At 73.3% G+C, this 1,351-nt stretch carries 2 protein-coding genes; both read right to left on the bottom strand.

The genetic code is table 11. From position 1 onward, the window contains the following. Positions 1–154: 154 nt before the first annotated feature. Positions 155–541: a hypothetical protein gene (locus ABZ885_RS41270; RefSeq protein WP_360200369.1), complete on the bottom strand. Its 387-nt coding sequence runs from the start codon at positions 539–541 to the stop codon at positions 155–157. 258 nt (positions 542–799) lie between these two features. Further along, positions 800–1,351 (bottom strand): SCP2 sterol-binding domain-containing protein (locus ABZ885_RS41265; protein ID WP_360200367.1); only part of this gene is annotated, 552 nt, incomplete at its 5' end.

Genomic DNA, 1,351 nt, shown 5'->3' with positions numbered 1-1,351 from the left:
CGCCCTGGTCTGGCGCACCGAGGACGAGAACGAGCCCGTCCGCGCCCTCGCCGACCTCGTCCGCGAACTCGGCCCCTACCGCTTCTGACCCGCCGCCCCGGAACTCAGAGACCCACCCGGGCCGTCAGGTCCGCCGTTCGAGCGGGCCGGCGGCCTACGGCGCGATCCAGAAGTACGTCACGGCCATCACCACGATCGCGAGGAAGAACTGGCCCATCATGGCCGGCGGCCACGTGCCGTCCTCGGACGCACCCGTCCGCTTGGCCGCCATCAACCGCCGCGCCAGTTCCCGGCGATGACCGATCACGCCCAGGGGGAAGGGCAGGACCGCCGTCACGTACATCGCCAGGACGGTGGCCGGTTCCATGTGCTTCGCGCCGTAGCTCCCCAGTCCGAAGACCACCATCGGCAGCGGCGCCAGCGCCGTCCGGATCCGGTACCCGCGCGTCGGCATCTCCGGCACCATCACGCACAGGTAGACCGCCGTCGCCAGCGCCGCGATCCACCACCAGGTGGTCACGCTGAGGCCCAGTGGCGTCATTTCGGAATCCCCCTCGTCACGCACGTTCGATCACGCACGTCCACTCGCGGCGAGCCTACTGGAGGCTACGCAGCGGACTCGTGGGCCACCTCTGCTATCTGCTCGGGGGCCGGGGCGTGCGGGACGGGTGCCGTGCGGTGCAGGAAATCCTTCGGCTCCAGACGATGGCACACCGTCACCTGGGCGGGTTCTCACCGAAGGATTTCCGGTGCACGGGAGTCCGGCCGCCCCTGCACACCAGCCGGTCGGCGGCCGTGCTCAGGGGGCGGCGAACAGTCCGGGGAAGGCCGGGGCCAGCCACGGCCGGCGGCCCCAGGCGAGCACCCTGCCCCGGGCGAGGGCGTCGACGGCGGTGTAGCGGCCCAGCGCGATGAGGAGGAACGCCACCGGCCCGGTGAGGATCGTGCAGTCCGGGCGCCGCGGTGGCTCCTGACTCACCACGGCGTGGCCGTCCGTGAAGGTCACCGTGAACCCGCCCAGGCCGCGCACCCGCAGCCGGTAGCAGGCGCTGTGGCCGGCCGCAGCGCGGGCGTCCGTCACCCGCGGCATGGCCGCCCGGAGGAACGGCATCGTCAGCCCGACGCGGTGCCGGTCGATCGGGTGCGGCCGCCCGAGGGCGACCGCGATGTCGTAGAGGTGGCCCAGCATGTGGGTCAGCAGGTAGGCGCCGAGGGTGTCCACGTCCAGCGGTCCGAGCGGGGTCAGCACCGGCTCGGTGCCGGCCCGTCGGCTGGCCGCCACCGTGAACTCCCGCGCCTGCCGGGCGATCTCCTCGGCGAGCACGGCAGGGTCCCGCTCCGGCCGCGCGGC

The organism is Kitasatospora sp. NPDC047058 (genome assembly GCF_040643935.1).
GTDB lineage: Bacteria > Actinomycetota > Actinomycetes > Streptomycetales > Streptomycetaceae > Kitasatospora.
Note: the sequence above shows the minus strand (reverse complement) of the source record. Positions and strands in the feature narration are given on the sequence as shown.